Genomic DNA, 26,114 nt, shown 5'->3' with positions numbered 1-26,114 from the left:
GAGGTAGGGTGCGGGCAGGAGGGAACAGGCATGGCCGAGACCACGACATCACCACCAGCGACGGCGGGTGCCACGTGCGCACCGCAGATGTCGCAGGTCGCCCAGGACTTCCTCAAGGCGCTGGCCAACCCGGGACGCCAGCAGATCATGCTGCTGTTCGCCCAGGGCGCCGAGTTGTCGGTCAATCAGGTCGCCGAGCGCGCTGGCATCAGCCAGTCCGCCGCCTCCCAGCAACTGGCCCTGCTCCGGCGCGGAGGCATCGTCACCTCCCGCCGTGACGGCAAGGAGGTGCTGTATCGCGGCGACCGCGACAGCGTAGCCCGCATTCTCGGCGATCTCCAGGCCTACCTGCGCTTCTGTTGCTGACCACCGAGGAGCTGGCGATTTGCTCAACCGGTCGGCATCGGGCGTAGGTGTGTGGCGTTGACCGTAGTTATGCGGCGCCCGCCGGTGTGGTGGCCAGGACGTGGCAGATGCGTTTGGCGGCTGTGGCGGGGTCGGTGACGTCGTTGATGGGTTCGGGCCATGACCACCAAAACAGCCATCGGTCGTCCATGGGTGCGGCGGAGATGATCTCCGACATGGTGGTGGCTTGGGGGTTGATCACCCGTAGGCACGGTAGCCGTTCGTCCGGGGTGAGCAGGCGGGCGTGCAGGCCGAGGTCGTGCAGTAGTTCCTGCAGGTTGGTGAGGTGGGTGACGGCTTGCGCGGCTATGGCGGGGTTAACAGGCTCGGGCATGGCTGGCTCCAAAGGATGGACAGGTGGTGGGTAGAGGGATGGCCTGCTGTTCACGGGGCGGGCGGGTGCGGGGGCTGGGGGTGTTCCGGGTGGGCCTGCTTGCGGCTGGCGGCTCGCCGGGTGCGGTAGATCGACCGCAGAGCGGCGGAGAGGTAGCCGATCAGCAGGGCAAGGACCAGGACCAGAGACGCTGGCTTGGTCATGCTGGCAGGGGCCAGCACGGCGAAGACGATGTCGCCGGTGGTCAGCAACACAGCCAACACAATGATCGTCGTCTGGCGAGACATGACCAGAGACTCCATTCACGAGGGAGATAGAACCGAGGAAAGCTCAGGGGCCCGTACGAGCTGGAACCGGTTATGAGCAGCTCGACGGCGGACCTGCTTGCAGTACCCGAGCTAGACACAGATGAGGACTCGGCCTGCCAATGAGTACCGTGATCGTCACCGACGCGGATCGCTGCTCGGAGCGGTGAGTCAGCCGACCAAGGTGGTGGTACCGGTCAGCGGGATGAACATGACAGGAGACGGTGGTGCACCCACCACAGCTCTCTGACCTACCGGCTGGTAGGAACCCTTGAATGAGCTGAGGCGGGGTCAGTTATATGGGGGAGCGGAACAACTCCTCCAGCTGCGCTGGTGTCGGGTTGAGGTCGAGGTGGCACCACACCAGGCGCAGCCCGTTGGGGGGCACTTGGTAGCTACCCCACCGGTTGCGTGACAGGGCCTCCACGATCGCCAGTCCCCGGCCCCGCTCGGCGTCCAGGCTCGGCGCCTGGAGCGGGATACGCGACGGCTTGGAGCAGGACGATCCGGGATCGGTCACTGCCAGCCGCAGGTAGTCGCGCCCCTGATACAGCTCGAGCGTGATCGCCTCCGGACTGCCACCAGAACCGGCACTGGAGCTTGGGGCGTCGGCATACTTCACCGCGTTGGTGACCAGCTCCGACGCTGCCAAGACCGCGATCTCCCTGGCGGGATGCTCAGGCTCCAGCCAAACGCTGACAGTTTGCCGAGCCCGATATGGGGCCCGGCCGCTGCGCGCTAGCCGGATGGTCCCGATGGTCTGAAGTTCGGAGGGGGAAATGTCGTAGATCATCGAATCCGCCTCGCTTATTCTCGATCGTCAGCCATGCCGTTTACGAGAAGAATGAGAATGGCGTGTACACGCAAGATCATCCCTTTGTGTGGCTGGCTGCGATACGTCGAGCTGGCCTGAAGAGACAATCCCAGAAAACCCCTGCCTGTGGGATGTATTGCAAAGCACTTCCCAGGCACGAACCAAGTGTGCTAACACACATGTCGCGTGCGTTTCTCGTGTGTCAATGGGAGGGAGGCATTCTGCCTTGGAAGACACCGAGCCGGAATCTGTGCTAAAAGCGCCCAGAGCAGAATTCGGTGTACATCTTCGCGAATACCGCATAGCGGCAGGCAAGCGGCAAAAGGAACTTGCCGCCATGCTTGGCTGGTCAGTCTCGAAGATCAGCATGGTCGAACGCGGAGAACGCCCGGCCGACGAGGACTTCGCCCACGCCGCGGACACCGCGCTGGGCGCGGACGGGGGACTGCTGGCGCGCTGGCGCGAGACCGTCGAACACGCCTCGCATTGGCCGGTCTGGCTGGCTCAGCTAGCGGAGATCGAACAGCAAGCAGACATCCTCCGTACCTGGCAGCCGCTGATCGTCCCCGGCTTGCTCCAGACCCAGGCATACGCACGGGCCATCTTCCGCGGCAAGCCCGCCATCACGGAGGAGGAGGTGGAGCAGAACGTCGCCGCACGCATGGAGCGCCAGCATGTTCTGCATCGGGAAGTTGGGCCTACGCTATGGGCAATACTGGACGAGGGTGTCCTGACTCGACCGACCGGCAGTGAGGCGGTGATGGCCGAACAGATGGCACAGTTGGCCGCACTGGACGAACATCCCCGTATCAACGTCCGCGTGCTCCCGCGAAACTCCTGGCTGACGACCGGCCTGCAGGGAGCATTCATCCTCGCCGGTGGGCCGGGGATGCCGGATATGGCCTATCTGGAGTCGATCACCATGGGTCAGATCACCGCTGACAGTGGGCGGGTACGGGAAGTCAGGTTGAAGTACGAGATGTTGCACAACGAGGCCTTGCCCCGTCGTGCCTCGCTGCAGCTGATTAGGGAGATGGCAGAGAAATGGACGAACTGACCAAAGAACTCCTCAAGACCGCCGAATGGCGCAAGGCGACCCGCTCTGGCGACAGCGGCGACTGCATCGAGGTGGCGCCCTTGGGTGACGGGCGCGTGGGCCTGCGCGACTCGGAACGCCCCGACCTGCCTGCGTACGTCGTATCGTCCTCGGTCTGGGGCGCGTTCATTGACGGCGCTAAAAAGGGCGAATTCGACTTCTGATCTCTACGACACCGAACTGCGGCGGGTCCTGGGCGTCGGCCCAGGACCCGCCGCATACTCCCTGGTCGATGCCAGGCGGCGAGTCTTTGGCTCCTGCGGGCCAGGCTGGCGGCCAACTGAGGCTACGGTCGTTTGATCCGCACCCCTTCGGCACAGCTGTCTGCGCCGTCTCGTCCGGCAAATCGTGGACATCGCAGGAGGTCGTAACGGCGGTGACTGTGAACGAGTAGACGCTCTGCTGTCGGCTTGACCGCTGTTTGGACGGGTCTGTAATCAGGCCGGACGTGTCTCCCTCGTGGACCCTTGCGTCGAGCCCTGCTACTGGGTGCCACTTGGGTCTAGCTTTACGATCCGGCTTGAGGCGGCTGTTGATCGACAGCGCAAACGACGCAATTCGCCCTCGCTATCGACCCGCCGACGTGCCGGACGCGTGCCGAAGAGCATGTGACGAGCATGAACTCGGCCGGTTTCGCCTCGCCGAAGACGGTCGAGAACCGAGAAAGCCCAGGTCGGATGGGGTGTGGAGTGGTAGGGCGCCCGGGGCTCGAACCCGGAACCTACGGATTAAAAGTCCCAAGCTTTGTTCCTGCATGTCAGAGCGTGTCGTGTTCTGTCGCGCGGGGTTCGGAAGTGCCAGCACAAATGCATCGAATGCGGACGTTCCTTCATGAAGTGCCAGCGGCGATTTATCCGTGAATGTCATGGATTCGAAACCGTGAGCCGCTGTTGGTTGCTCGGGCAGCCCGGCGTGGAGTCCGATGCTGGATTTGACTCAAGGTTGGCCTATCGCGCTGTCCTAACTCGGCCGTTGTGGCCGGTATTTAAATAAGTGACAGGGATGAGTTCGCTCGCCGGATTGGGGGACCCGATGGTGACTGTACAGCTCAGCCACTTCGCCGAATCTCGATGCTGTGCCTTCCCCACCAGCGGAGACCGCCGTCACGTGATCAGGGCGTAGCCCTCCGCGCGAGGCCGGCGTCCTGTGACCGAGGCAGGCAGCAGCACGCCCCAGGCTCGGCCGGGGCGTGGGCCGGGACATGTGACCAGCGGATATCGCTTGACACGGGCAATGGAGGTGGGCGTCGATACCGACCGCCCCCGGGCCATCCGGCGGCCCCGAACATCCCCGCTGCGGCCCCATAACGGGCCTGTGCGGGCCGACCGGGGCCGCCCTCCGGCCCGGGGCACGGCAATCCCCACTCCGGGCCGCCGGACGGCGACCGGCGCGGTGATGGGCCGGGTGTGCGATGCCCCCGGTGTCGTCCTGCCCCGGTCATACCGGCGCCGACGGCGATCGGCGGGGGTCGCGGGGATGGGGAGCGCCGGAGGAAGCGCGGCGTCGAGTGGTCGGCGACGCGAGGTCAGCGAACAAGCGGAAAGGTGCGACAGCGACGATGAACGGAACCACCTTCAAGACGTGTTCCTGCCGGGACGAGGCGACCGGCAAGAAACTGGGCAAGGCCTGCCCGAAGCTGCGCCGCCCGGGCGGCGGGGAGCGGTGGAGCAGCACCCATGGCCGGTGGGCCTACCAACTGGAGCTGCCCGCACACGCCGACGGTCGGCGGCGGAATCCGCTGCGCCGCCGGGGCTTTGCCACGCTGGAGGAGGTGGAGGCCGAACTGGAGCATGCCCGGGCGCTGCTGGCGCTGGATGAGGACCCGCACATCCAGCGGAAGATCACCGAGTTGCTGCTGTCGGTGCTCAAGGACACCAAGGCGCTGCCGCCGGTGGAGGAGGTGCGGCGCAAGGTCCGCACCCGACAGGACCTCAATCCCGCGGTGTCCGTGGCCGAGTGGATGCAGGAGTTCCTGCGGCGCAAGCGGAAGATCGACGCCACCACCCGTCGCTCCTACGAGGCGCACATCCGGCTGTACTTCACCCCCTACCTGGGCGATATCCGGCTGGACCGGCTCCGGGTGTCCGATGTGGCGGGCATGTTCGACGCGATCGAGGAGTTCAACGACGTCATCACCACCGCCCGCGCCAGCGGCGATCCCGAGGAGCGAGCCAAGGTCCGATACCGGCGGCCGGTCGGCCCGGCCACCATGCACCGCATCCGCGCCACCCTCCGGCACGCCCTCAACATCGCGATCAAGCAGGACCGGCTGATCGACTTCAACCCCGCCGCCGTGGTCGAACTCCCCGACGCCGAACGCCCCAAGGCGCTGGTGTGGACCGACGAGAGGGTCACCGACTGGAACCGCGACCTGCAGCACCGGCTCGACGTCGAGCAGCGGCGGCGCGGGGCCCGGCTCAGCCGGCCCAGCATGATCAACGTGTACGCGTCCGTGCCGCGACCGTCGCCGGTGATGGTGTGGACGCCCTCCCACACCTTCGCCTTCCTCGCCGAGGCGGCCACCCACCGGCTGTCCGCGCTGTACCGGTTGATCGCCTTGCGTGGGCTGCGCCGGGGTGAGGCGGTTGGGCTGCGCTGGAAGGACGTCGACCTGGCCGCCGGGACGGCCGGAGTGCATTGGCAGATCACCCAGTTGGGCTGGGAACCGGTGCAGGGCAGGCCGAAGACCGAGGCCAGCGACCGCACCATCGCGTTGGATGAGGACACCGTCACCGCGCTGCGCGCGCACCGCAAACGCCAAGCCGCCGAGCGGTTGATCGCGGGCGAGGCCTGGGCGGACAGCGGGTTCGTCTTCACCGACGAGATCGGCCAGCCGCTGCATCCGCAGCAGGTCAGCGACCACTTCTACCAGCTGGCCTTCCAGGTGGGGCTGCCGCCGGTGCGGCTGCACGACCTCCGCCACGGGGCCGCCTCGCTCATGCTCGCTGCCGGGGTCGATCTGAAGGTCGTGCAGGAGACCCTCGGCCATGTCTCCTCCACCTTCACCCGCGACACCTACACCAGCGTCTACCCGGAGGTGGCCCGCGCCGCCGCCGAATCCACCGCCGCTCTCGTCAACACCGCAGCCGCAGGTGCCCAGACCGCCCGGCTGATCACCCTGCCGAACCATGTCGGCACGACCACTACCTGAGCCACTCCGACCAGGCAGGCCCGCCGATTCGCTGGCGGGCCTGCCTGTTTGCTCTCAACGGCTATGCGCAGAAGATGCACCCGATCGATCCCCGGCCTGTGCTGTGAACGGGGCCGAGAGGATCGCTGTGAAGCAGCGGATCTTTTATCTGCTGGTCAGAAATGCCTGGGGAGCACGACGAGGCGGCTTGGAGGAGACTTGACCGCGCATAAGGCCATCGCTGACCGGCGGCGTCGTGCAGACCTTCTGGCTTGATCTTCTGATGGTCGTCACCCGGGTCTGAACTGACGATGGCGCTCTAAATGATCTACCGCGATACACGGTCCGTACACAAGAGCAACCACCGAGCAACCAACCATGATCAACAACGTGATCAAAGGCCGACGAGAACCGAGAAACCCCAGGTCGAACGCGGTATTGAAGAGTAGGGCGGGTGGGACTTGAACCCACGACCCACGGATTATGAGTCCGCTGCTCTGACCGGCTGAGCTACCGCCCCGCAGACGTGCAGTCTCTCATATATACCGCGTGATGCCAGCACAGATCAGCATTCAGCGGGCCTATATTGCGGCCGAAGTGATGTTTCGGGCGATGGGTCCTGCTTGTTGGGAGTGGGGCTGGACTGGGGGTGGGTGTGGTGGGGGTCGCGGACGAGGGTGTGTTGTACGTGATCGTGTGCGCGGCGGGGGTCGCGGGGGGCGTCGGGGAGCTGGTGGCGGGGGCGCGGGAGGCGGGGTGGGAGGTGCAGGTGGTGGCCACGCCGGCGGCGCTGGAGTTCCTCGACGTTGTGGCGCTGGAGCGGCTGACGGGGCGGGCGGTGCGCAGTCGCTACCGCAGGCCGAGCGAGCCCAAGCCGCCGCGGCCGGGGGCGATCATCGTCGCGCCGGCCACCTTCAACACGATCAACAAGTTCGCCGCGGGCATCGCGGACACGTACGCGCTGGGGTTGCTGGCCGAGGCGCCCGGGCTGGGGATTCCGGTCGTGGTGCTGCCCTGTGTGAGCGACGCGCTGGTCTCGCGGGCGGCCTACCGGCGTAGCGTCGCCGAGTTGCGTGCCGAGGGGGTGCGGGTCCTGTCCGTGGACGACGGGGGTGCGGAGGGTTTTCCGTGGGGGGCGGCGGTGGCGGCCCTCCCGGGGATGAGGGACTCCGGCCGCCGTGGAGGAAGACCGAGCCGGTGAAGGAGCTGGAGGTGTGCAGCGTCATGGAGTGCGGGGTGGAGACGACCAGCATGAAGGTCCGCTTCTCGTCCTCGGGGATGCGCGCCGCCATCGCGGCCATGGCCTGCTCGTGCTTCCGCACGGCCCGCACCCCGGCCTCGCGGTCGCCGAGCGCGTCGGCGATGGTGACGACGGCGTCCTTGGTCTCCTGGTAGCCGCCCTCCCAGCTGTTCAGGACGACGGTCGGCGCGATGGAGGCGAGCTGCTTGTAGATCTTGGCGTGCCTGGTCGAGTCGGCGATGACGAGGTCCGGCCTGAGGCTGCTCACCACTCCAGGTTCGGCTCCAGGCGGGTGCCGACCGAGGTGTACACGATCTTCTTGCCGAGCAGCTGCTCGATGCGGTCGTGGCCTTCGGCCCGTCGAACGCTGCGTGACCGTACGGTCTCGGAGTGATCGTTGGCCGCCCGTTCATCTTGTCGTCCGCGTCCCGGAAGGAAGCGTTAAGGGCTGCCCACTTAGGTCCAAATGCTTACCTGTATGCACGATATGCACTTAAAGGGCGCTTTCATGACTTCTTCGTTCTCTCGCCGCGACCTCCTGCGCGCCGGAGCCGCGGGCGGGCTCGGTCTCGCCGTCGTCGGCACGCTTGAGTCGGTCGCGGGTCCCGCGATGGCGCAGGCCGCGCAGACCGGTGCCGGCAAGGTCGCCGGCTACGGTCCGCTGATCGCCGACAAGGCCGGCATCCTCGCCCTGCCCAAGGGGTTCTCCTACAAGATCGTCGCCGAGGCGGGCAAGACCCTGCTCGAGTCGGGTGAGCCGACTCCCAGCGACACCGACGGCACCGGCTACTTCCGCAGCGCCAAGGGCGGCGTGCTGGTCAACAACCACGAGATCGGCGGGAGCGAGCCCTACGGGGTGCCGCCCCTGAAGGGCCTCACCTACGACCCGGGCGCGCGCGGCGGCACGACCAACATCGAGGTCGACCGGAACGGCAACCGGGTCCGCGAGTACGTCAGCCTCGCCGGCACCGTGCAGAACTGCGCGGGCGGCGTCACCCCGTGGGGCACCTGGCTGACCTGCGAGGAGACCGAGCAGCGGGCCAATGGAACGTTCCAGAAGGACCACGGCTACGTCTTCGAGGTCGACCCGTTCGACCGTGAGGCCAACGAGAACCCGGTCCCGCTGAAGTTCCTGGGCCGGTACGCGCACGAGGCCGTCGCCGTGGACCCGCGCACCAACGAGATCTTCCTGACCGAGGACGCGGACACCCCGCTCGGCCTGTACTTCCGCTGGACCCCGCCGAAGCACTTCCGCGCCGGCAAGGGCGCCCTGCGCAAGCTCGCGCTCGGCAAGGGCGGCGACACCGCGGGCGAGCTGGAGGCCATGACCTGCTACAAGGGCAGCAAGCACATCAAGGACCTGTCCGAGGCCACCCAGCCGGGCACCACGTACAAGGTCCGGTGGGTCGAGGTCCCCGAGCGCGACGCCAAGACGACCTCGGTGCGCAAGCAGTTCGGTGACGACAAGGTCACCCGCAGCCGCAAGTTCGAGGGCCAGTGGTGGAGTGACAACGGTGTCTACTTCACCGCCAGCTACGCCCGCCACGACGACGGCAGCGTGAACGAGCACGACGGCCAGGTGTGGTTCTACGACCCGCGGTCGGAGACGATCACCCTGAAGAGCATCTGGGGCGTCAACCCCGACCCCGAGGCCGACACCGACTACGACGGCCCGGACAACATCACCGCCTCCCCGTACGGCGGCGTCATCGTGGCCGAGGACGGTGTGGGCGTCCAGCACCTGGTCGGCGTCACCGACGGCGGCAAGTCCTACCCGATGGCCCGTAACGACCTCAACGACAACGAGTTCGCGGGCCCGGTGTTCAGCACCGACGGCAAGATCCTCTTCGCCGGCATCCAGACCCCGGGCCACGTGATCGCGATCACCGGCCCCTGGGGCGGGCGGAACGACGACCACGGTCACGGCCACGACGGTGACCACGGTAACGACCACGGTCACGGCAACGGTCACCGCTGACCTGGAGTCCTCCGGAAAGCACCGCCCCGCCCCGCCCCGATGAGGGGGCGGGGCGGTGCCCTTCCCGCCCGCCCGGGGGCCGCGCGGGAGCGTGCCCGCCCCGGTCAGGTGGTTCTGCGGCTTGGTGCCGGACGCCAGTACTGGCGGGACTCGACGTCCCGCACGACGATGCCGAGCTTGGCGAGCTCGGTGCGAAGCTCGGCGATGTCGGCGGAGTCCTTGGCCTCCAGGGCGGTCTGGCGGGCCCGCAGGACGGCTTGGGCATGGCCGTCGAGCCCGGGCATCCCGTCGACCCACCGCTGGAACTCGTCCCGGTGCGGATCGCGGTCGAGCCAGGGGTAGCGGTGCTCGTGGAAGGCCGAGCGGAGCTTCTCTGCGTTGTGGTCGGTCTTCTCGCGCGCCAGTTCCTCGGTGTCCGGGCCGAGGAGGACGAGGTCCTTTCCGTCGACGAACACTCCGTCGATCAGGTCGCGGCTGAACGTCTTCGCCTGACCGGAGCGGGTGATCGTCGTCGTGCCGGGGCCCACCTCGACCGTGACGATGTCGTCATAGGCCGTCAGGGCCAGGACGCCGCCGGCCACGACTCCGACCACGACAAGGACGGCCGTCGTCACCGGGGCACCCAGGAACCGGGCGAGGAACTCGACTTTCTCCATGGGCGGGATGGCGGGGATGCTCATGATCCACCCGGGAAGCCGCGACAGTACCCAGCCGGCCGCGGCGCCGAGGAGCGGGAAGACCGTCCACAGGAACAGATGGGTCCCGGCGCCGTGCCGGACGACGGCCGGTTGCCGGTCAGGGCTGCTGTGTGCCATGCGACTCGTGCTTTCTGCTGGTTCGGTCGACGACGATGCGGCCCTCGCGCAGGACCATCACCACCGCGCGTAGCGCGTCGAGGCGGGCGAGCGGGTCGCCGTCGACGACGAGGAGGTCCGCGGCGCGGCCGGCCTCCACCGCGCCGATCTGGTCAGTGCCCAAGGCTTGAGCGGGTGCCGATGTGGCGGCGCGGACGGCCTCGCGGGCGGTGAGACCCGACCGGGCGAGCAGCGCGATGTCGCGGATCAGGCCGCTGCCCGCATGCACCGAGGGCATGCCCGAGTCGCTGGCCGCGATGAGTGTGCCGCCGGCCTCGTGGAACTCGGCGACCCGGCTGCGCAGCAGGGCCGCGGTCTCGCCGTCGAGCAAGGCATCGGTGACGGCCAGCGTCGGTGCGAGGGTGACGCCGCTGTCCACCATGGCGGTGAGCAGGTGCGGCGGCCATCCCCGCAGGGGGCCGCGGGGTTCGAGGTGGTGGAGTCCGTCGACGCCGGCGGCGAGGAGTTCCGCCAGGTCCTCCAGCGTGCCCCAGTGCGCCGCGACCTTCTTGCCGTGGTGGTGGGCCTGTTCGACGATCGCCTGCAGGATCGCCGGTTCGAGGGGTTCGAGGGGGGTGCGTCGTGGGTCGCCGCGGTCGTGCACGACCTTGACGACGTCGACGGGATCGGCGCCCGTGACGAGCGCGCCCACCTGCTCGCGCGCCTGGTCCGGACTGCGCGGGACGCGGACCCAGTCCGCATCGGGCCTGGCGCCGACGGTGGCGACCGGGTGTCCCCCGGGGGAGGTGAAGATCGGACCGGCGATCAGCAGGCGCGGCCCCACCAACTCGGCGACCGCGCTCTTACGGCGGAAGTCGTGCACCCAGTCGTTCTCGTCGCCCAGGCTGCACACCGTGGTCACCCCGTGGCGCAGGAAGCCGCGCCGTTTGCCCGGCTGGAACCGCATCCAGTCGACGACCGCCTTGGATCTGGCCAGGAGGCCGGGCCTGACGCCTCGGGTCGTCTCCGGCGGCCCGAGGTGGACATGGGAGTCGATCAGCCCGGGAAGCACCGTACGTCCCGGCAGGTGGAGTATCCGTGCGGCCTGCGGTATCGCCACGTCCGGACCGACCGCCGCGATCCGGCCGTCCTGGATGAGGACGGTCGCGCCGTGGCACGGCTCCATGGTGTCGCCGACGAGCGCGGTCGCGCCGGTCAAGGCCAGGAGATGGTTGTTCACCGGCGGCTCGCCGACGTGGTTCGACTGCGGCTGAACACGCGACTAGTTGAACATATAGGATCCTGTTTATGCAAACAGTCGGTGCTGACGGCGATGACCGTGGCAGATCGTTCATCGAAGCCGCCCGCCGCGATCAGATCGTGACGGCCGCGATCGCGACCATCGCGGCAGAAGGCTTCGCGCGCGCCTCCTTCGTGCGTATCGCCGAGCGCGCGTCGATCAGCCCTGCCCTGATCACCTACCACTTCAAGACCAAGGACAAGCTGATCGGCGCGGTGCTCGACCAGGTCGGCTCTCGGCTGGACAGCGCCATGGAAGGCGGCCCGGAGCCGGTGGCGAGCTATGAGGACGGGTTGCGCCGCATCCTCACCGGTCACGTTCTCCACTGCGTCCGCGCCCCGGAGGACATGGCGGCGAGGCGCGAGATCGGCACCGCCGCCTCCTCTCCGGCCATCCGCCGCCGGATCGCCGAACAGCAGGAGACCGGCCGGGCCGAGCTGGCTGCCTTCCTCGCGGAGGGACAGCGTGAAGGAGAGTTCCGGGAATTCGACCCGGACGCCTTCGCCGGCGCCATGCTCGCCGCGATGCAGGCCGTCCCGGGTGAGCTGAGACGGCGGCCCGCCGACGCGGGCGAGGACTACGCACGGGAACTGGCCGGCATTTTCGTGACGGCGGCGATCGGCCGCGGCTGGGAGGGCGGCCCCGAAGGTGACCGGTGAAGACGTCGGCGCCTCGCCGGAGGCGTTGTGCGGGAACCGCCGGAATGGGCCGCCGGAATGGGCCGCCGGAATGGGCCGCCGGAATGGGCCGGATTCCGCTGGCGGGCCGGAGCCGCGGTCCTGGGGGAGGGGTGGGCCGGGTAGTCGCGTCCGGTTGCGGCGGGCGCGGAACGGATGCGTTCGCGCCGCTCGGAAACGCACTTTCGCCAGATTTGACCGTGTATATAGAGGCTCTGACAGCGATCACGCAGGATAGTGCTGTTTATGGTCAAATTTTGACATACGTGACAGTTGGCTGTTGACCGAATCACATCCTGCACTTAACGTCCCGGAGAGCCGTGAGGTTCGCCTTCGCATGATCATCCGCACGGCTGTCGGGGCCCGCTCCGGACAGGGGTGGGTCACCACCGGGGTGGCCGCGCGGCCGTGGGAGCGTGAGATGGCGGAACGAAGGACGGGCCGGGCACTGCTCGGCGAAATGGCGGCCGAGTTCGCCGGGACGATGATCCTGATCCTGTTCGGCGTGGGGGTCGTCGCCCAGGTGGTGGCGGGCGGCATCGGCGATCACGACAGCATCACCTGGGCCTGGGGACTCGGCGTGACCCTCGGCGTCTACGTCGCGGGCCGGGTCAGCGGGGCCCACCTCAACCCCGCCGTGACCATCGCGCTCGCGGTCTTCAAAGGATTCCCCTGGCGCAAGGTCGTGCCGTACGCGGTGGCGCAGACGCTGGGCGCCTTCGTCGCCGCCCTGATCGTCCGCTTCGCCTACGCGGACGTGCTCTACGCGGCCGACCCGGGGCACACGCTCAAGACCCAGGGGGTCTTCTCCACGCTGCCCGGCAACGGGACCCTGCCGGTCGGCCTGTGGGGCGGCTTCTGGGACCAGATCATCGGCACGGCGATCCTGCTCTTCCTCATCGTGGCGATCTCCGACGTGCGCAACTCGCCGCCGCTGGCGAACCTCGCGCCGTTCGTGGTCGGCCTGGTCGTGGTGGCCATCGGGATGGCCTGGGGCACCAACGCCGGCTACGCGATCAACCCGGCCAGGGACTTCGGCCCCCGCCTCGCGTCGTTCCTCACCGGGTATCAGACGGCCTGGCAGGATCAGTACGGTCAGCTCTACTTCTGGGTGCCCATCGTGGCGCCGGTCCTCGGCGGGCTCCTCGGGACGGGGCTCTACCAGCTCCTGGTGGCCCGCTTCCTGCCGGTCGAGGTCCAGCCGGAGTCGGGCAGGGTGCCGGAGCCGGAGAATTACCCCACATCAGAGCGATCTTGAGGAGGCGGTACGCCCATGCCTGACTTCGTCGGAGCGGTCGACCAGGGAACCACCAGCACCCGTTTCATGATCTTCGACAAGGGTGGCAACGAGATCGCCCGCCACCAGCTCGAACACGAGCAGATCCTGCCCAGGCCCGGCTGGGTGGAGCACAACCCGACGGAGATCTGGGAGCGCACCCGCGCGGTGATCCAGACCGCGATGACCAGGGCCGGGCTGACCGCCGCCGACCTGGCCGCGCTGGGCATCACCAACCAGCGCGAGACGACCGTGGTGTGGAACAGGACCACCGGCAGGCCGTACTACAACGCGATCGTCTGGCAGGACACCCGTACCGACCGGCTGGCCGCGGCGCTGGACCGCGACGGGCGCGGCGACGTGATCAGGCGCAAGGCCGGCCTGCCGCCCGCGACGTACTTCTCCGGCGGCAAGATCCAGTGGATCCTGGAGAACGTCGAAGGGGTGCGCGAGGCGGCCGAGGCCGGGGAGGCGGTGTTCGGCAACACCGACACCTGGCTGCTGTGGAACCTCACCGGCGGCGTGGACGGCGGGGTGCACGTCACCGACCCGACCAACGCCAGCCGCACGATGCTGATGAACCTGGAGACCCTCGACTGGGACGACGAGCTGCTGTCGTTCTTCGGCGTCCCCCGGCGCATGCTGCCCGAGATCCAGCCCTCCTCGCACCCCGGCCTGTACGGCGTGACCAGGGCGGACGGGCCGCTCGGCGGTGAGGTGCCGCTGTCGGGCGACCTCGGCGACCAGCAGGCCGCCACCGTCGGGCAGGTCTGCTTCGACGTGGGCGAGGCGAAGAACACCTACGGCACCGGCAACTTCCTGCTGCTCAACACCGGCACCGAGCTGGTCCGCTCGCAGAACGGCCTGCTCACCACGGTCTGCTACAAGTTCGGCGAGGACGCCCCGGTGTACGCGCTGGAGGGCTCGATCGCGGTCACCGGCTCGGCCGTGCAGTGGCTGCGCGACCAGCTCGGCATCATCTCCGGCGCCGCGCAGAGCGAGGCCCTGGCCAGGCAGGCCGCGGACAACGGCGGCGTGTACTTCGTGCCCGCGTTCTCCGGCCTGTTCGCGCCCTACTGGCGTTCCGACGCCCGCGGCGTGATCGTCGGGCTGTCCCGGTTCAACGACAACACGCACATCGCCCGCGCCACCCTGGAGGCGATCTGCTACCAGACCCGCGACGTGGTGGAGGCGATGCGGCAGGACTCCGGCGTCGCCCTCGACGTGCTGCGGGTGGACGGCGGGGTCACGGCCAACGAGCTGTGCATGCAGATCCAGGCCGACGTGCTCGGCGTGCCGGTCTCCAAGCCGGTCGTCGCCGAGACCACCGCCCTCGGCGCCGCGTACGCCGCCGGGCTCGCGGTCGGCTTCTGGAAGTCCACCGACGAGCTCAAGCAGAACTGGCGGGAGGACCGCCGCTGGCAGCCGGAGTGGGACGACGAGCGGCGGGCCGGCGCCTACAAGGGCTGGAAGAAGGCGGTGGAGCGGACGCTCAACTGGGTCGACGTCGACGAATGACGGCGTCCCTCCCCTGACACGTCCCGGTCATATGGGAGATGATGTTGGGTAAGCCCGACCGTGCACCCCCCACACCGCCGGAGACCCCATGCCGGACGTCCAGCCCCCGGATCCGAACGACCCCGAGCGATTCGGCGCGCACCGCGTCGTCGGGAGGATAGGGGAGGGGGGCCAGGGCGTCGTCTACCTCGCGGAGTCGGACTCCGGCGGGCTCGTGGCCGTCAAGCTCTTCCACGCCCGGCTCGGCCGCGACGCCGCCGCCCGCGACGACTTCCTGCGCGAGCTGGAGGTCACCAAGCGGGTCGCCCGGTTCTGCGCGGCCCAGGTGGTGGACTTCGGCCTGTCCGGCGAGCGGCCGTACATCGTCAGCGAGTACGTGCCGGGGCCCTCGCTCCAGGAGGTGGTGGCGCGGGAGGGGCCGCGTACCGGCGCCGTGCTCGAACGCCTGGCCATCGGCACCGCCACCGCGCTGGTCGCGTTGCACGACGCCGGGGTCGTGCACCGGGACTTCAAGCCGCAGAACGTGCTGATCGGGCCGGACGGGCCGCGGGTGATCGATTTCGGCATCGCCCGCGCGCTGTCCGGCAGCAGCACGGTGACCAGCCGGGTGATGGGCACGCCCGCCTACATGGCGCCCGAGCAACTGGCCGCGGGCGAGCTGGGGGTGGCGCTCGACGTGTTCGCCTGGGCGTCCACCATCGCCTTCGCGGCGACCGGCCGCCCGCCGTTCGGCGACGACGCGATCCCGGTCATCCTCAACCGGATCCTCAACCACGAGCCCGACCTCGACGGGATCGAGGCGCCGCTGCGCGGCCTGCTCGCCGAGTGCCTCGCCAAGGACCCGGCGCGGCGGCCCACGGCCCAGCAGGTCCTCGACCGGCTGGTGCGCGGGGGAGAGCACACCACGCCCCGGGCCGGCGCGATGGCCGCGGCGGGCGTTCGGCCGGCGGGCACGGGGGATGCCCCGCCCACCGACCCGTCGGGGGCCGTGGGGCGCGGGCGCCGCCGTACCCGGGTGGCGGTCGTCTCGGTGGTCGCCGTGGCCGTGCTCGCGGGCGGCGTCGGGATCATCCTGGCGAACACCGGTTCCGGCGGCCCGTCGCCGAGCAGCGCGACCGGCGGCATCCCGGCGGAGACCACCCCGCGGCCCACGGCGCCGGCCGCGTCCCCCTCGGGGACGGAGTCGCCCGACACTCCGGCGGCCACCCCGGCCCCGGTCTCCGACGAGCCTTCGGAACCCCCCTCGGAATCCGCGCCGGAGCCGTCCGCCGACACGTCGCCGGCCGGGCTGACCGAGCTCGGCCCCGGGCGGTTCACCTCTTACTGCAAGTCGATCGGCTGGGAGTGGGTGGAGAACCTGGAGACTCCCGAGCTGGGCGCCTACTGCATCAGGCGGGAGGGCGAGCGGATGCTGCTGAGCGGGAGACAGCGGGACGAGGCGTGCCGGACCAGGTTCGACGAACCGCGCGCGGTCCACCGCTTCAAGGGCAAGTCCAACTTCTGCTATCTCCCGCGCTGACGGCGGTCAGCGGAGCAGGGCGACCCCGGAGTAGCCGTCCACGCCGGGGAGCTTGGGCAGCGGCGGCTCCTCCTGCTCCGGCCGCCACGCCTCCGGCGGCACCAGGCCGGGCTCGACCAGCTCGAACCCGTCGAAGAAGCGCACGATCTGGCCGGCGGAGCGGGGGGTCGCCGAGCCCGCCGACGTACGGGTGTACAGCTCGCGGCCCTCGCGCACCTGATTCTCGTCCAGGTCGCCGAAGGACAGGTGGGTGATCGCCAGGGCGCTGCCGGGGGCGAGCCGCTGCCGGAGGGTCGCGACGATCTTCTCGGCGACGCCGTCGTCCGGGATGAAGTGCAGCACCGCGAGCAGCAGCACCGCCACCGGCCGGTCGAAGTCGAGGTGTCCGCTGATCAGCGGGTCGTCGAGGACGGCGCCGGGGTCGCGCAGGTCGCCGTGCACGACGATGGTGCGATCGTTGTCCGCCAGCAGGGCACGTCCGTGGGTCAGCACGATCGGGTCGTTGTCCACGTACGCGACGCGCGAGTCCGGCGCGGCGCGCAACGCCACCTGGTGCACGTTCTCCTGGGTGGGCAGGCCGGCGCCGATGTCGAGGAACTGCCGGATCCCGCTCTGGGTCAGGAAGCGCACGGCCCGGCTGAGGAAACGCCGGTTGGCCCGGACGCCCTCCCGGACGTTCGGCGTGAGCTCCATGAGCTTCGCGGCCGCCGCCCGGTCGGCGGCGAAGTTGTCCTTGCCGCCCAGCAGGAAGTCGTAGATCCGGGCGACGCTCGGCACGTTCGGATCGATTCCGTGGGGCGCCTGATCCGCGTCCATGGCTCGCTGTCTCCCTTGTCGTATTTTGGGGTGATCGTAAACTATCAGTGTTCGCGGGACGCGGGCTGAGCCGCCGTGGTTCCGTCGTGGTTCCGCGGCGGTTCCGTCGTCGGGGGTCGCGGCTGGTGGGCGGGGGTGCGGGGGACGGCGGCGCGGACGCCTCCTGCGCCGGACGGCACGCTCTGTGCGACGGATGACTGTGGGGATTTATGTCATTATTTCCGACAATTAGCTGAAAAGGGCCTATATTCAAGTACTTGATCGAAAGGGCGGTTCCCTTCGGTACGCTGTCCGGCGGCAAGGCCGTAGCGCAGAGGTCGTCGCGCCCGTTCCGCGTGCGGGAGGACGTCGGTTCGAATCCGACCGGCCTTGCCGCCTCCCCTCGCGGAAGCGCCCGCGGAGGCCCCCACACAGCCCGCGGTGCTCCCCGTCGACCGCGGCACTCCCCGCCAAGGAGGACGGATGACATCGCCCGCCCCCACCCCGGCCGAGTCCGCCGTCCTCGCGGCGTCCGATGTCGAGATCTGCCTGCGGGTGCTGGCGCGGGCGTCCGCGGCCGATCCCGGCGACCCGCGCTGGGCATCCGTGCACGAGGCGGCGGCGCAGGTCTACCGCGCCGCCAAGAAGTCCCGCAAGGCCGCCAGGCTCGCCGCCCGCCGCCACCACGACCGCGAAGCCGCCGCCACCGCCGAACGCCACCGTCACCAGAACCCCGCCCCCGCCCCACCTTCCGCCGACCCCGCTCTAACGTCACCCTCCGCCGCCCCCGCCCTCACCGCACCCTCCGCCGACCCCGCCTCCGCCCCCGCCCTCACCGCACCCTCCGCCGATCCGGTCACGGGACGAGGCCGCGCCGAGCCGGGTACGGCTCGCGCCTCCGCTCCGCCTGCTAGTGGACCGGTCACCGATCGTGCTCATCCTGGGCCGGTGCTGATCGGGGTCCGGCGGTGTTACGTGTGCAAGGCGGCCTACCGGCGGGTGGATCCCCGCTACCACCTGCTGTGCGGCGCGTGCGCGGAGGAGAACCTGGCTCGCCGGCACGCGCGGGCCGATCTGAGGGGGCGGCGGGCGGTCGTCACCGGCGGGCGGGTGAAGATCGGCTTCCATGTCGCGCTGAAGCTGCTCCGCGACGGGGCCGAGGTGCTGGTCACGACCCGGTTCCCGCGTGACGCCGCCCGCCGGTTCGCCGGGGCGCCGGACTGCGCGGACTGGCTGGACCGGCTGCACGTGCACGGCGTGGACCTGCTCGACCTCGCCGGGGTGGCCGGACTGCTGACATCCGTACGGGAGCGGTTCGACCACCTCGACATCCTGGTCAACAACGCCGCCCAGACGATCCGCAGGCCCGCCGCCTACCATCGCGAGGTCCGCGCGGCCGAGGACGCCCCGCTGACCGGCCCCGCCGCCCGGATCCGGCTCACGGACGCCCCCCGCCCGAGCCCGCCCGCCCTCACCGCCGCCCTGTCACCCCTCGCCCCCGCAGCGGGAGAGCCCCCCTTCCCCGCCGGACGCACCTACGAGACGGCGTTCCCCACCCCCGGTGGCACGGAGGAGACGGCGTTCCCCGCCGCCGACGGCACAGGCGAGACGGCGTTCCTCGCTGCCGATTCGGCGGACGAGGCGGTGTTCTTCCCCGCCGGCCGTACCGACGAGACGGGGGAGCCGCTGGATCTGCGGGGGCGCAACAGCTGGAGCGTGCGGCTGCACGAGGTGGACGCGGCCGAGTGGATGGAGGTGCAGATGGTGAACGCCTTCGCGCCGTTCCTGCTCACCTCGCGGCTGCGCGGGTTGCTGGAGTCCGCACCACGTCCCGACAGGTACGTCGTGCAGGTCTCCGCCATGGAGGGCAGCTTCTCCCGGCGGAACAAGACCGTCCGGCACCCGCACACGAACATGGCGAAGGCGTCGCTGAACATGCTGACCCGTACGGCGGCGGCCGACTACGCGGCCTCCGGGATCCACATGAACAGCGTGGACACCGGCTGGGTGACCGACGAGCGGCCCCACCCGGACCGGATGGCGCATCGGGCCGCCGGGTTCCGGCCGCCGCTCGACGTCATCGACGGAGCCGCCCGGGTGTACGACCCGATCGTGCGCGGCGTGGCCGGAGAGCCGATGTCCGGCCTGTTCCTGAAGGACTACCGCCCGGTGGAGTGGTGACGATGGAGACACCCGTACGCTGTCCCGCGATCGAGCACCCCGACGTGCCGCCCGCTGACCCCGCGGCCCTCGGCCCGCTGGTCGAACGGCTGGCCGCGGCGGAGCCGGTGACCGCGGACGAGACGTTCCCGCTCGGCACGCTGCGGCCCGGCGGGCGGGTGGACCTGTGCAAGCAGGGGCTCGGCCCGGTGGGCGCCGCCCGGCTGCTGCCCGCGGTCACCGGCTCGCCGCACGCCGTCCACCTGCTGCTGGGCACCAACGCCATCGGCGACCAGGGAGCCGCGGCCGTCGCCGGCGCGCTCGTCCCCGGGCACGGCCTGCGGACCGTGTACCTCGGCTGCAACCGGATCGGCCCGGCCGGAGCCGCCGCGCTCGCGGACCGGCTGGCCGGCGACGACACCGTCCAGGGGCTGTGGCTCAAACGCAACCCGGTGGGCGACGACGGGGTGCGCGCCCTCGCCGCCGCGCTGCGCCGCGACACCCCGCTGCGCACGCTCGACCTGGTCAACACCGGTCTCACCGCCGGCGGCCTGCGCGCCCTGCTCGACGCCCTCGCCGCGCGGTCCCGGCCGGTCGAGCGCGTCTTCCTCGGCGGCAACGGCCTCGGCGGCGAGGCGGCCCCGCTGCTGGCCGCGCTGATCGCCGGCGCGGGCGTCCGCGAGCTCTACCTGCCGGCCAACCACCTCGGCGACGAGGGCGCCGCGGTGCTCGCCGCGGCTGCCGACCCCGCGACGCCGGTACGGCTCGGCCTCGGCGGCAACGGGATCGGCCCGGCCGGCGCCCGCGCGCTCGCCGCCGCCCTCGCCGGGATCGAGGCGCTCGACCTCGGCCGCCCGCTCTCCCAGCGCAGCCTCGGCGCCCCCGGCAACGTCACCGGCGACGCGGGCGCCGAGGCGCTGGCCGCCGCCCTCCCGGACAGTCCGCTGCGCCGCCTGGACCTCCGGCACACCGGTCTCACCGGCCGCGGCGCGAAGGCGCTCCTCACCCGGGTCCAGGACGGCACCGCCCTGGAGTTCGTGGGCCTCGGCCCCGGCGTCCCGCGCAGGATCAAACGGTCCTTCGCCACGAGGCTGCGCCCGGCCGCCGCGGCCCACCCCGACCTGGCGGCGATCGCGAGCGTGTACCGGTGACCGGCCGGCGACCGGCGAAGGAGGTCCGGTGATCGGGGAGTGCTTCCCGCCGGAGGAGGCGTCGAGGTGGCGGCGGGTCCGGCGTTACGCGGTACCGGGCTGGATGATCGAGCAGGCGGCCGAGCGGCGGCTGGCCGGCGACTGGCGCGGGGCCTGCGCCGTGGCCGGCGTGGACGTGGCCGTCGACCTGGCCGAGGTGGCCGCCACGCACGGCCGTACGGTTGCCGGCTCGCTGGAGGAGGATCTTGCCCACCTCGTGCCGGACCTGCTCCGCTGGCACCTGCCCCGGACGCTCGGCGGCCAGGCGACGATCAGCACCGGCAGGGCGGTCGTCCTCGCCCGGTACGGATGGCGGGGCGGCGGTCCCTGCCTGTACGTCGTCACGCCGCGCAGGACCGAGGGGCCGCAGCGGATCACCCTGCGCTTCGCGGACGCCGAGCCGCTGTCCGAGGGACGCTGGAAGGCCGAGCCGGCGATCATCTGGCTCACGGCACGGCACCTGTGGGACGTCCGGCACGTCTCCGAGCTGCTCCGCCGCTGCGGCGGCGGCCACCGTACGCCGTTCTTCCACACCGACGGCACCCCCCTCACGCCCGCCGAACTGCCCACCCGGGACCCCGCTCACGATTCCGCTCGGTACCCCGGCCGGGACGATCTCGCGGCGCGTGCGGAATGGGTCGCCATGCTGCACGAGCGGGGCGAGGTCGAGGAGGCCCTCGCCGCCGTCGGCATCGAGGTGGAGCCGGTGGACTTCTCCATGGCGAACTCGATGCGGTTCCTGCGGGAGAGCCCGTTGGCCCTGGCCCGGCTCGTCCCCGAGTTGCGTGCGTTCACCGAGGCCGTCCGGGCAGATCGCGTGCACGTTCCGCTCTCCTGGAGCGCCGTCATGGAGTTCGGACCCGGGGCGAGCCTGCGGGGACGGATCGTCCGGCTGCGGCGCGACACCGAAGGGATCACCCGGTTGCCCGAGGCGTGCCGGCGCCGCCTGCCCGACCTCGACCTGCTGCGCGAGGCCAAGCTCACCCCCGGCGACCTGCACCCCCTCGTCCGCACCGCCCTCTTCCCCACCCACGCCGACTCTGCCCACGCCGACTCTGCCCACGCCGACCATGCCCGCGCCGACCATGCCCGCGCCGACCATGCCCGCGCCGGTGTCGGGTGGCCGGGTCCGGCCGAGGCGTGGCCGGCGGTGCGGGTCCGGTGCCGTGGGGAGTGGCACGAGGTGGCCGTGCGGGACGGTGTGCTCCGGATGCCGCACAGCGACGAGGAGCAGCGGCGTGAACAGGCGATGGCCGCGTTCGGCGGGCCGGTCAGCGGCTGCTTCGCCGTACGGCGGGCCTGGACGGGCGGGGGCGAATGGCTGCCGAAGGGCCTGCGCGCCCAGCGGAAGGAACCGTTCGCGCACGCCCAGCACGGCGATACCCCCGGTCTCCTGCGCCTCCTGGACGCCGGCTTCGACCCACGCGTCCGCGACGGGCAGCGGCGCACGCTGATGCACGTGCTTCCCCTGCTTCCCCCGCTCGACCACGAGATCCTGCTGCCCAGGCTGCTGGCCGCCGGTCTGGACGTCGACGCCCGCGACGCCGAGGGCCGCACGCCGCTGCACGAGGCCGTCTGCAACGGCGGTTCCCCCGCCCTGGTCCGCGCCCTCCTTGCCGCAGGCGCCCGCCCGGCCCTCCTGACCTCCGGCGAAGAGTCTTTGCGGGACTTCCTCATCGACCGCTGGAAACGCCATGACCTGCTGTTCCTCCTGGAAGAGAGCCCGAAGTGAACGCACCTGCCCCCGAGGACAGCGGTCCGCGCAGCGGGACGGACGGTTCGCCGGTCGTGGCGGGCGGTTCGCTCGCGGGGGCGTCGGGTGCCGGTTCGCCGGGCGGTGGGAGGGGTGGTGGGGGTTCGGGGGCGGAGCGTGTGGAGGATCCGCTGGGGGCGGCGGACGAGCTGAACCGCCGGGTGCGGGCGGTTCGCACCGAGGCGGCGAGCGATCCGCGGCTGGAGGCGCTGGCGCTGGCGGTGTCGGCGAACCTGCCGGTGCTGCTGTGGGGTGAGCCGGGGATCGGCAAGTCGGCGGGCATGGAACAGCTCGCGGAACGGCTCGGGGTGCCACTGGAGACCGTGATCGCCAGCGTGCACGAGCCGTCCGACTTCGCGGGGCTGCCGATCGTGGGAGACGACCCCGCCGCGACCGGGGTGCCGATGGCCCCGCCCGACTGGGCGGTCCGGCTCGCCCGCGCCGGGCGTGGGCTGGTGTTCTTCGACGAACTGTCCTCCGCGCCGCCCGCCGTACAGGCCGCGCTGCTGCGCGTGGTGCTCGAACGCAGGGTGGGCAGCCTGACCCTGCCCGAGCCGGTGCGGATCGTCGCCGCCGCCAACCCGCCGTCCAGCGCCGCGGACGGCTGGCACCTGAGCCCGCCGCTGGCCAACCGGTTCGTGCACCTGCACTGGACGCACGACCCCCGCACGGTCGCGCGCGGCATGGCGGGCACCTGGCCGCGGGTGACCGTCCCGGTCGTGGACGCCACCAGGTCGGCGGGCGCGATCGCGCGCGCCCGCGGCACGATCTCCGGATTCCTCACCGCCCGCCCCGGACTGGTCCACCACATGCCCGCCGACGCCGAGGGCCGGGGCGGCGCCTGGCCCTCGCCGCGCACGTGGGAGATGGCGCTGCGGCTGCTCGCCACCGGGTACGCGACCGGGGCGGGCTCCGAGGCGGTCGCCGCCGCGCTGGTCGGCGCGGTCGGCGACGGCGCCGGCATCGAGCTGCTGGCCTACCTCGACCAGCTCGACCTGCCCGATCCCGACCGGGTGCTGGCCAACCCCGGCGCGTTCGCCCTGCCCGAACGCGGCGACCGCCAGCTCGCCTTCCTCACCGCCGTGGTGGCCGCCGTCCAGTACGACCTCACGCGCGCCCGCTGGGAGGCCGGCTGGGCGGTGCTCGCCAAGGCCGTCGAGGCGGGCGTGCCGGACGTCGCCGCCCGCCCCGCCACCGACCTGGCCGCCATGCGCGACCTCGACTGGCCGGTCCCGAGCGGCATCGACGCCTTCCTCGACCTGCTCCACCTCTCCGGCGCACTCCCCGGCTGACCCGTGACCGGACAGGACGGACGACACCCGGCACCCGGGACGGCCACCGGCCGCCCTCCGAAGCCCGGCGCGGCGAGCGGGCGTGCCCCACAGCCCGGCCGGGGTGCAGGTGGCGGGCCGGGGGCCGGGCTGGAGCGGGTGAAGTTGCTGGCGGCGCGGTTCCGGGCGGCGAACGAGCGGCCCTACTTCGCGTCCGCGTTGTACGCGCTGTCGATCGTGCCGTCCACGGAGGTGCCGACGATGGGGGTGGACCGGTGGTGGCGGTGCCACGTGTCGCCCGCGTTCGTGGCCGCGACCCCGGTGGCCGAACTCGCCGGGGTGTGGATCCACGAGGTGGCGCACCTGCTGCGCGACCACCACGGCCGCGCGGACCGCCTCCCCGCCGCGCTGCAACGCGACCCGCTGCGGGTCAACGTCGCCCAGGACTGCGAGATCAACGACGACCTGCTCGCCGACCGCCTCGCCCTGCCGGAGGGCCGCATGGAACCCGGCCGCTTCGGCCTCCCCGAGGGCCGGTTGTTCGAGGAGTACCTGCCGCTGCTGCCCGCACCCCTCTTCGCCTCCGGCGGGGCGGACGCGGTGGACTGCGGGTCGGGGGCGCACGGGCGGGAACGGCCGTGGGAGGCGGGCGCGGACGGGACGCCGCGAATCGGGCCGACCGAGGCGGACGCGCTGCGGCGGCACACCGCCGAGGCGATGCGTGCCCACCTGCGCGCCCGCGGGACACTCGCCGCGGGCTGGCGGCGCTGGGCGGACGAGACCCTGGAACCCGTCGTCGACTGGCGGCGGATGCTGGCGGGGGCGGTGCGCGAGGCGGCCGCCTGGGCCGGCGGGGCGGTCGACTACAGCTACAGCCGCCCGTCGCGGCGCACCCCGGCGCTGCGCGGCGTCGTGCTGCCGAGCCTGCGCCGCCCGCTGCCCCGGGTGGCCGTCGTCGTCGACACCTCAGGGTCGATGGGCGAGGCCGAACTCGCCGCGGCCATGGCCGAGGTCACCGGCGTGCTGCGCGAGGTCGGCGTACGCAAAAACCGGGTCACCGTGCTGGCCTGCGACGCCGACGTGCACGCCGTGTCCCGGGTGACCTCCGCCGGCCAGGTCACGCTGGCCGGCGGCGGAGGCACCGACCTGCGGGTGGGCATCGCGGCGGCGCTGGCCCGGCCGGACCGGCCCGGCATCGTGATCGTCCTCACCGACGGCTACACCCCCTGGCCGGAGGAGACGCCGTCCTGCCGCCTCATAGCCGTCCTCGTCGGCGACGGCTCCGCCGAACCCCCGCCGTGGGTGGAGACCGTCCGCGTTCCCCTCACCTGAGCCGGGGCCGCTACCGTTCGCTGTCCATGGCCTGGAGGAACACGTCGGCGTACCGGGCGCCGGCGGCGGCGCCGGCCGGGACGGCGGCCTCGATCCTCGCCAGCGCGGCCGGGTCCGGCTTCAGGGACGCCGAAGCGACCGACTCGGCGAGCCGGTCCCGGCGGCGGGCGCCGACCAGGGGCACGATGTCCTCGCCGCGGGACGCCACCCCACGCGATGGCGACCTGGGCCACCGTCGCGCCCAGCTCCGCGGCCACCTCGCGCAGCGCCTCGACCAGGGCGAGGTTGGCTCCGAGGTTCTCACCCTGGAAGCGCGGGCTGATCGCGCGGAAGTCCTGCGCGGCCAGGTCCCGCACACCGCGCACGACGCGGACCGGGTGGCGGTCGTCGAGGCCGGCCGCGTCACCGAACTCGGCACGCACGACGACCTCGTCGCCGCGGGCGGCGCCTACGCGGCGCTCTGGCGGTCCTGGCACGGCACCGGCTGACCCAGACCCGGCCGCCCGCGGGAAACCGGGCGGCCGTCAGGCCCGCCGGGGAGGGTCCGGCCGGTAGACGCGCAGGAAGGCGCGGATCGCGGCGGTGACGAGCTCGTCCACCTCGTCGCCGGCCAGCGGGCGGGTGCCGAAGAACGAGCGGCTCTGCGGCGGGTTGCAGACCAGCGCGGTGAGGTGCCGGGCCGCCTCGTCGAGGTCGGGGATGTCGAGCAGCCCGGCCGCGGCGATCCTGCCGAGATGGCCGGTGAGCACCTCGTGACTCCGGTCGGCGCCCGCGCCGCGCCAGGCGTCGACCACCTCCGGGAAGTGGGTGGCCTCGGCGACGACCAGCCGGAGCAGCGCCGCGTGCTCGGGGGACAGCACCGTCAGGCGCACCCACTCGCGGCCGAAGGCGACCAGGTCGCCCTCCAGGTCGGTGACCGCCCCCAGGTGCCGGTCGGCGATCTGGACGAACCGGGTGATGACCGGCTCGATGGTCTCCTCGATGACCGACAGGAACAGCCGCTCCTTGTCGGCGTAGTGGTTGTAGACCGTACGCTTGGACACCCCGGCGACGGCCGCGATGGCGTCGACGCCGGCCCGGGCGAACCCCTCGCGCAGGAACACCTCCTGGGCCGCGCGGACGATGGCCCGGCGTTTCTCCGCCAGCGGACCCCGCCTACCGAGCGCTTGCCGTGCCACCGGCGACCCCTTCCGCGAGCTGGATACACCGCCTGGTTCACCTGGGTGA

24 protein-coding genes, 2 tRNA genes and 1 pseudogene are annotated in these 26,114 nt (G+C 71.3%); 17 read left to right on the top strand and 10 right to left on the bottom strand.

Features of this window, described 5'->3' with window-relative positions; translation table 11 throughout:
- Nucleotides 1-30 precede the first annotated feature (30 nt).
- The gene (locus QSK26_RS28610) at nucleotides 31-366 is read left to right on the top strand and encodes an ArsR/SmtB family transcription factor (protein ID WP_285778373.1); all 336 of its coding nucleotides are present in this window, start codon (nucleotides 31-33) and stop codon (nucleotides 364-366) included.
- Nucleotides 367-433: 67 nt separating this feature from the next.
- Here QSK26_RS28610 and QSK26_RS28605 read toward each other — a convergent pair whose 3' ends face one another.
- The 3 genes from QSK26_RS28605 to QSK26_RS28595 form a co-directional block, all read right to left on the bottom strand.
- On the bottom strand, nucleotides 434-739 hold the full coding sequence (locus tag QSK26_RS28605; protein ID WP_285778372.1) for a hypothetical protein: 306 nt from the start codon (nucleotides 737-739) through the stop codon (nucleotides 434-436).
- A 50-nt stretch (nucleotides 740-789) separates the two neighbouring features.
- A complete protein-coding gene (locus QSK26_RS28600; RefSeq protein ID WP_285778371.1) occupies nucleotides 790-999 on the bottom strand; it encodes a hypothetical protein in 210 nt (69 codons plus the stop codon).
- 340 nt (nucleotides 1,000-1,339) lie between these two features.
- The gene (locus tag QSK26_RS28595) at nucleotides 1,340-1,837 is read right to left on the bottom strand and encodes an ATP-binding protein (RefSeq protein WP_285778370.1); all 498 of its coding nucleotides are present in this window, start codon (nucleotides 1,835-1,837) and stop codon (nucleotides 1,340-1,342) included.
- 247 nt (nucleotides 1,838-2,084) lie between these two features.
- On the opposite strand from QSK26_RS28595, the gene QSK26_RS28590 reads away from it, so the two are divergent.
- The 3 genes from QSK26_RS28590 (at nucleotide 2,085) to QSK26_RS28580 (ending at nucleotide 6,105) form a co-directional block, all read left to right on the top strand.
- Nucleotides 2,085-2,915: a helix-turn-helix domain-containing protein gene (locus tag QSK26_RS28590; protein ID WP_285778369.1), complete on the top strand. Its 831-nt coding sequence runs from the start codon at nucleotides 2,085-2,087 to the stop codon at nucleotides 2,913-2,915.
- Complete coding sequence (locus QSK26_RS28585; RefSeq protein WP_285778368.1) at nucleotides 2,903-3,118, top strand: DUF397 domain-containing protein; 216 nt, start codon at nucleotides 2,903-2,905, stop codon at nucleotides 3,116-3,118. Before QSK26_RS28590 ends, QSK26_RS28585 begins: the two co-directional genes overlap by 13 nt.
- A gap of 1,394 nt (nucleotides 3,119-4,512) precedes the next feature.
- Nucleotides 4,513-6,105, top strand: a complete 1,593-nt coding sequence (locus QSK26_RS28580; protein WP_285778367.1) for a site-specific integrase — start codon at nucleotides 4,513-4,515, stop codon at nucleotides 6,103-6,105.
- Nucleotides 6,106-6,530: 425 nt separating this feature from the next.
- On the opposite strand, the gene QSK26_RS28575 is transcribed toward QSK26_RS28580, so the two are convergent.
- A tRNA-Ile gene (locus QSK26_RS28575) sits at nucleotides 6,531-6,604 on the bottom strand.
- 138 nt (nucleotides 6,605-6,742) lie between these two features.
- Here QSK26_RS28575 and QSK26_RS28570 point away from each other — a divergent pair.
- Complete coding sequence (locus QSK26_RS28570; RefSeq protein ID WP_285778366.1) at nucleotides 6,743-7,285, top strand: flavoprotein; 543 nt, start codon at nucleotides 6,743-6,745, stop codon at nucleotides 7,283-7,285.
- Nucleotides 7,286-7,376: 91 nt separating this feature from the next.
- Here the strand turns inward: QSK26_RS28570 and QSK26_RS41920 are convergent.
- Nucleotides 7,377-7,592, bottom strand: a pseudogene (locus QSK26_RS41920) (ABC transporter substrate-binding protein); the annotation flags it as partial.
- A gap of 240 nt (nucleotides 7,593-7,832) precedes the next feature.
- On the opposite strand from QSK26_RS41920, the gene QSK26_RS28560 reads away from it, so the two are divergent.
- Nucleotides 7,833-9,302 (top strand): alkaline phosphatase PhoX, encoded by a 1,470-nt coding sequence (locus QSK26_RS28560; protein WP_285778364.1) that lies wholly within the window; start codon nucleotides 7,833-7,835, stop codon nucleotides 9,300-9,302.
- Nucleotides 9,303-9,406: 104 nt separating this feature from the next.
- Here QSK26_RS28560 and QSK26_RS28555 read toward each other — a convergent pair whose 3' ends face one another.
- Complete coding sequence (locus QSK26_RS28555; protein WP_285778363.1) at nucleotides 9,407-10,117, bottom strand: YqeB family protein; 711 nt, start codon at nucleotides 10,115-10,117, stop codon at nucleotides 9,407-9,409.
- Nucleotides 10,098-11,336: an amidohydrolase family protein gene (locus QSK26_RS28550; protein ID WP_285778362.1), complete on the bottom strand. Its 1,239-nt coding sequence runs from the start codon at nucleotides 11,334-11,336 to the stop codon at nucleotides 10,098-10,100. The genes QSK26_RS28555 and QSK26_RS28550 overlap by 20 nt, the downstream gene beginning before the upstream one ends.
- A 140-nt stretch (nucleotides 11,337-11,476) precedes the next feature.
- Here QSK26_RS28550 and QSK26_RS28545 point away from each other — a divergent pair, with 140 nt between their 5' ends.
- The 4 genes from QSK26_RS28545 to QSK26_RS28530 all read left to right on the top strand — a co-directional run bounded on the left by QSK26_RS28545 (nucleotide 11,477) and on the right by QSK26_RS28530 (nucleotide 16,386).
- The gene (locus QSK26_RS28545; protein WP_285778361.1) at nucleotides 11,477-12,055 is read left to right on the top strand and encodes a TetR/AcrR family transcriptional regulator; all 579 of its coding nucleotides are present in this window, start codon (nucleotides 11,477-11,479) and stop codon (nucleotides 12,053-12,055) included.
- A 439-nt stretch (nucleotides 12,056-12,494) separates the two neighbouring features.
- Entirely contained in the window at nucleotides 12,495-13,331 is an 837-nt protein-coding gene (locus QSK26_RS28540; RefSeq protein WP_285778360.1) for an MIP/aquaporin family protein, read from the top strand.
- Between the two features lie 15 nt (nucleotides 13,332-13,346).
- Nucleotides 13,347-14,867, top strand: coding sequence for a glycerol kinase GlpK (gene glpK, locus QSK26_RS28535; protein WP_285778359.1), 1,521 nt, complete (start codon nucleotides 13,347-13,349; stop codon nucleotides 14,865-14,867).
- Between the two features lie 88 nt (nucleotides 14,868-14,955).
- Complete coding sequence (locus tag QSK26_RS28530; RefSeq protein WP_285778358.1) at nucleotides 14,956-16,386, top strand: serine/threonine-protein kinase; 1,431 nt, start codon at nucleotides 14,956-14,958, stop codon at nucleotides 16,384-16,386.
- Nucleotides 16,387-16,392: 6 nt separating this feature from the next.
- On the opposite strand, the gene QSK26_RS28525 is transcribed toward QSK26_RS28530, so the two are convergent.
- The gene (locus tag QSK26_RS28525; protein WP_285778357.1) at nucleotides 16,393-17,202 is read right to left on the bottom strand and encodes an SAM-dependent methyltransferase; all 810 of its coding nucleotides are present in this window, start codon (nucleotides 17,200-17,202) and stop codon (nucleotides 16,393-16,395) included.
- Nucleotides 17,203-17,501: 299 nt separating this feature from the next.
- Here QSK26_RS28525 and QSK26_RS28520 point away from each other — a divergent pair.
- The 6 genes from QSK26_RS28520 (at nucleotide 17,502) to QSK26_RS28495 (ending at nucleotide 24,887) form a co-directional block, all read left to right on the top strand.
- Nucleotides 17,502-17,574, top strand: a tRNA-Ala gene (locus QSK26_RS28520).
- 90 nt (nucleotides 17,575-17,664) lie between these two features.
- A complete protein-coding gene (locus tag QSK26_RS28515; RefSeq protein WP_285778356.1) occupies nucleotides 17,665-19,362 on the top strand; it encodes an SDR family NAD(P)-dependent oxidoreductase in 1,698 nt (565 codons plus the stop codon).
- Nucleotides 19,363-19,364: 2 nt separating this feature from the next.
- Complete coding sequence (locus QSK26_RS28510; protein WP_285778355.1) at nucleotides 19,365-20,492, top strand: leucine-rich repeat domain-containing protein; 1,128 nt, start codon at nucleotides 19,365-19,367, stop codon at nucleotides 20,490-20,492.
- A 28-nt stretch (nucleotides 20,493-20,520) separates the two neighbouring features.
- The gene (locus QSK26_RS28505) at nucleotides 20,521-22,263 is read left to right on the top strand and encodes an ankyrin repeat domain-containing protein (protein ID WP_285778354.1); all 1,743 of its coding nucleotides are present in this window, start codon (nucleotides 20,521-20,523) and stop codon (nucleotides 22,261-22,263) included.
- A gap of 140 nt (nucleotides 22,264-22,403) precedes the next feature.
- Nucleotides 22,404-23,576 carry an AAA family ATPase gene (locus QSK26_RS28500; protein WP_285778353.1) on the top strand — a complete coding sequence of 391 codons (1,173 nt, stop codon included), beginning with the start codon at nucleotides 22,404-22,406 and terminating at the stop codon, nucleotides 23,574-23,576.
- A gap of 138 nt (nucleotides 23,577-23,714) precedes the next feature.
- The gene (locus QSK26_RS28495) at nucleotides 23,715-24,887 is read left to right on the top strand and encodes a vWA domain-containing protein (RefSeq protein ID WP_285778352.1); all 1,173 of its coding nucleotides are present in this window, start codon (nucleotides 23,715-23,717) and stop codon (nucleotides 24,885-24,887) included.
- A 10-nt stretch (nucleotides 24,888-24,897) separates the two neighbouring features.
- On the opposite strand, the gene QSK26_RS28490 is transcribed toward QSK26_RS28495, so the two are convergent.
- On the bottom strand, nucleotides 24,898-25,071 hold the full coding sequence (locus tag QSK26_RS28490; RefSeq protein WP_285778351.1) for a hypothetical protein: 174 nt from the start codon (nucleotides 25,069-25,071) through the stop codon (nucleotides 24,898-24,900).
- Nucleotide 25,072: 1 nt separating this feature from the next.
- Here QSK26_RS28490 and QSK26_RS28485 point away from each other — a divergent pair, with 1 nt between their 5' ends.
- Nucleotides 25,073-25,375: a hypothetical protein gene (locus QSK26_RS28485; RefSeq protein WP_285778398.1), complete on the top strand. Its 303-nt coding sequence runs from the start codon at nucleotides 25,073-25,075 to the stop codon at nucleotides 25,373-25,375.
- A 36-nt stretch (nucleotides 25,376-25,411) separates the two neighbouring features.
- Here the strand turns inward: QSK26_RS28485 and QSK26_RS28480 are convergent, their stop codons facing one another.
- The gene (locus QSK26_RS28480) at nucleotides 25,412-26,065 is read right to left on the bottom strand and encodes a TetR/AcrR family transcriptional regulator (protein ID WP_285778350.1); all 654 of its coding nucleotides are present in this window, start codon (nucleotides 26,063-26,065) and stop codon (nucleotides 25,412-25,414) included.
- Nucleotides 26,066-26,114: the final 49 nt, after the last annotated feature.

The organism is Microtetraspora sp. NBRC 13810, assembly GCF_030268685.1.
GTDB lineage: Bacteria > Actinomycetota > Actinomycetes > Streptosporangiales > Streptosporangiaceae > BSRQ01.
Note: the sequence above shows the minus strand (reverse complement) of the source record. Positions and strands in the feature narration are given on the sequence as shown.